This window comes from Photorhabdus sp. CRCIA-P01, from assembly GCF_003545805.1.
In the GTDB taxonomy this organism is placed as follows: domain Bacteria; phylum Pseudomonadota; class Gammaproteobacteria; order Enterobacterales; family Enterobacteriaceae; genus Photorhabdus; species Photorhabdus antumapuensis.
This window is the reverse complement of record NZ_NMQR01000117.1, coordinates 1-3,473: the sequence shown is the minus strand read 5'-3', so window position 1 is coordinate 3,473 and position 3,473 is coordinate 1. Positions and strand designations below refer to the sequence as shown.

Genomic DNA, 3,473 nt, shown 5'->3' with positions numbered 1-3,473 from the left:
ACGACTGTCAGGGATAAGTATCGCCAAGAATATGATAAGGTTCAGGCGCGGATAGCAACGTGTTCAGGGGCTGACCAGTGTGTTGCGGTTGCCAAAGAGCTGCGGGCATTACAGGGTGATTACAGTGCCCGGATGAGCGAAATTCAGGAAAAAGCCAGAATGCAGGGACTAGATTCCCTCACGCCGGCAGAAGTGCGGGAATGGGCAGATTTACGGGGTGCGATGTCGAATATTGACTCATCCCGCAATTTAGTGCTCCATCGTGCCCAAGTCACCGGTGGCTCAGAAGAAACCACCCAGGAAATCGTAAAGATTATGGGGCAGACGGGGATTGCGGCGTCTGCTGGGGTTGCCGGAGGGATCAATAAGACTGGAGCAAAAGGTGGCGGGGATGTCGGAAAAGGTAAACAACCGTATCAACCGAATCAGGGAGCTGTTGGTAATATAGGAGAGTTCTTTAGGCAGCCGGGGTTTGGGAACGAAGCGAAAGCAGGTTCACAAAAAACCAGTAAAATATATCAGGGTCAAACGGTTTATAAAGCATCAAAGAACATTAATGATAATATCCGTAAAGGTGACCAGTTCTATCTGGATAATAAACATAAAAATCATCTTGAAGTTTTTGATAACAAAGGAAACTTCAGAATTGTGTTAAATATGGATGGCTCCATTAATCTGGACAAAACGAGGGCTGCGGAAGCTGAAGGGCGGAAATTACCAAAATGATTAGTGAAAATTATTTCGATGAATTAAAAAATATTTATCTTTATCTTTCAAAAGAGATATCAGGATGTCCAATAGATCAAGGAGATCTATTGATTGACTATGAGGATAGACAAGATGCTTTATTTGAACGAAATTTCGAGTCACTAAAAAATGCAAAGGAGTTACTAAAACAAGCTAAGTTAAATGACGACAAAATCGCAATGCAGGCGGCGTTAGTTTATATCAGAGTGTATGCAATGGGACTGTCAAGTTTTTTTGATTCTTTTAAAGAAGATGCCGACTCTTTGTTAAAGGCTTCAGATTGGCCTGACATCCCAGAGAATTACCAATTTCCAGAATGTTACAATTATCTACTTAATAAATAGCATCAATCCCGGTTAATCTGAACTGTTCCTAAATGTTAGACAATCATCCGACATTTAAAAGGGGCAGTTCATTACGTTTGGTAAAAGTAGCTTATCAGGCTAAAAAGTCACGTTAGGGCATTGTTGGTCAGGTATCAAACCATATGGGGAAGAATGGATTTAATTGATTGATTTAAAAGTAAAAGTATGTGTTTTGCGGTCAACTTCGCACTGGAATGCGTTGTTGTGGACAATAATGCCCTAGCTGTGCCAATGCCACCGCCACCGATAGCGGGTTCAAACACGGGTGAAGCCGTGAACGAAGCCAATCAGACGATAGCTTCAGCTTTGGACAAGAAGCTGAAAGAGATGGGAAAGGCTGTAGATAAGGCGACTCAATGTTCCTTTGGCCGGGTATGTTCGTCAGATTATGTAGATGGTGAAAATCAACCTAATATATCAAAGGATCTGACAGATTCAGAGAAAGCCGAACTTGGTGGTTCAGGAGCAGGGACACCGGGAGGACATGAGCCAGAAGATGAGCAGAATGCCCGAAATAACAATCATATTGGCAAATGGTCAATTGATGAATTGTCAAATGGAGCGAAATATACAGATCCTGCTTCAAAAAAAGGCGATTTGACACTTGCTGGTCGCGCTCTACAAAAACATGGCAGTCGGCTAGGTAGTGCTTTTCCAGAGGCTAGAGGAAATCCATCTGCAATAAATGAGCAAGGCCAAAAAATTGTAGATAGTATATTGAATGACCCGAACAAAAAGGTGATTCAAAGCAATACAGGACGATACGGTCAAGTTACTGATGTTATATCTTCTAATGGGCGTGGATTACGTTATGATGCTCAAGGTAGGCTTATAGGGTTTTTGGAACCACCGAAATGACAAATAAATTAACAGCACAAATAGCAAGTTTGCCAGATCGAGAAAATGTTGTTTACGAGATCTTTTGGGGTACAGATCAAGTAGCAGAGATCTCAAACGAACCTGAGCATGGTATGAGAATAGAGATCTTTTCTTGTCCGAATGGAGGAATATGGAACTTCGATTTTAGAGAATTTCGTACTCTTGTAGAGCAAGTAGAAAAAAATCTCATCTAAATATTTATCCATCCCGATTTGTAAAAATCGGGACTGTTTTTTAGCCTACTCTGTCAATATCACAATGGCGGCAATAAAGTTAAACGAACATTTATTGGACATACTCTGCTTTTTAACCGTATCTGGGTAAAGTGAACTGTTGGTCCAAAAAGTCGCGTCGGGGCGTTGTTGTGGATAATAATCACTTAAGTGTTGACCAGAATCGTTCAAGGAGTGAGGAACTGGTCAACTGTCAGAGAGACAGCAGTTGTCGTGCGACTGTTAGGGATAAATACCGGCAGGAATATGACAGGGTTCAGGCGCGGATAGCAACGTGTTCAGGGGCTGACCAGTGTGTTGCGGTTGCCAAAGAGCTGCGGGCATTACAGGGTGATTACAGTGCCCGGATGAGCGAAATTCAGGAAAAAGCCAGAATGCAGGGGCTGGATTCCCTCACGCCGGCAGAAGTGCGGGAATGGGCAGATTTACGGGGTGCGATGTCGAATATTGACTCATCCCGCAATTTAGTGCTCCATCGTGCCCAAGTCACCGGTGGCTCAGAAGAAACCACCCAGGAAATCGCAAAGATTATGGGGCAGACGGGGATTGCGGCGTCTGCGGGGGTTGCCGGAGGGATCAATAAGACTGGAGCAAAAGGGGTAAAAGGAAGTGCTATACCAGTACCTAATCCAGTGACAGCGAATAATGGGTTGGTTTATTAAATCAAATCCTAAACATACTCTTGGTAGTGATGGAAATCGCCGTAATGCGGGAATAGAACCAAAAGACTCATTGAAACTTTTTGAAAACTCAATCCCAAGCTCCAAAAATTATGGTAATAAAGAAGTTAGATTCGCTAAGGATGAAAAAGGTAATATTCATCGGTTCGAAGGGACCAATGGGGAATATCACTGGAATGGAAGTACTGGTGATGTAAAAAATCCATTGAATAAAAATGGACTTTTCCATTTTTATATTGATGGTTTTTTCTTCCCTGAGGAAATAAGGATATCTACCCTTTGGGTAGATGTCCTTTCGTTGAAAGACAATACTAATGCTTTATTTTCTTTTCAGGAAAATAAAGTGTTGTTTGAAAAAGGAACTAAAGATGCTTTTAACTTTATGTTAGGAATGATTTCTCCAGAGTTGATAGGACAAGATGAGCCTGAAAATTTTGAGCAATCTTACCAATATCAAGCATCAACAGAAAATATTAATGATGCTGGTTTTATTGTTTTTGCTGTTTCTCATGGTGATATGGTTAGGATACTCGGCGCTAAGTATAGTGAATTAAAACAAGACGAACATG

6 protein-coding genes are annotated in these 3,473 nt (G+C 41.8%); all 6 read left to right on the top strand.

Annotated features, from left to right (window positions below; translation table 11 throughout):
- A partial coding sequence (locus tag D3222_RS26365) for a hemolysin BL-binding protein (RefSeq protein ID WP_232832665.1) occupies positions 1 to 726 on the top strand: 726 nt, incomplete at its 5' end.
- Positions 723 to 1,091 (top strand): hypothetical protein, encoded by a 369-nt coding sequence (locus D3222_RS23905; protein WP_088374548.1) that lies wholly within the window; start codon positions 723 to 725, stop codon positions 1,089 to 1,091. The genes D3222_RS26365 and D3222_RS23905, both read left to right, overlap by 4 nt.
- A 225-nt stretch (positions 1,092 to 1,316) precedes the next feature.
- On the top strand, positions 1,317 to 1,970 hold the full coding sequence (locus D3222_RS26360) for a hypothetical protein (protein ID WP_232832664.1): 654 nt from the start codon (positions 1,317 to 1,319) through the stop codon (positions 1,968 to 1,970).
- Entirely contained in the window at positions 1,967 to 2,185 is a 219-nt protein-coding gene (locus D3222_RS23895; RefSeq protein ID WP_036842872.1) for a hypothetical protein, read from the top strand. Before D3222_RS26360 ends, D3222_RS23895 begins: the two co-directional genes overlap by 4 nt.
- 170 nt (positions 2,186 to 2,355) lie before the next feature.
- Entirely contained in the window at positions 2,356 to 2,886 is a 531-nt protein-coding gene (locus tag D3222_RS23890) for a hypothetical protein (RefSeq protein ID WP_232832663.1), read from the top strand.
- Positions 2,870 to 3,473: immunity 42 family protein (locus tag D3222_RS26355; RefSeq protein ID WP_232832662.1), on the top strand; the 604-nt coding region annotated here is incomplete at its 3' end. The genes D3222_RS23890 and D3222_RS26355, both read left to right, overlap by 17 nt.

Bases quoted from the DNA above. Each gene is read 5' to 3' on its own strand.
- D3222_RS23895 (WP_036842872.1), top strand. From the start codon at position 1,967: ATGACAAATAAATTAACAGCACAAATAGCAAGTTTGCCAGATCGAGAA.
- D3222_RS23905 (WP_088374548.1), top strand. From the start codon at position 723: ATGATTAGTGAAAATTATTTCGATGAATTAAAAAATATTTATCTTTAT.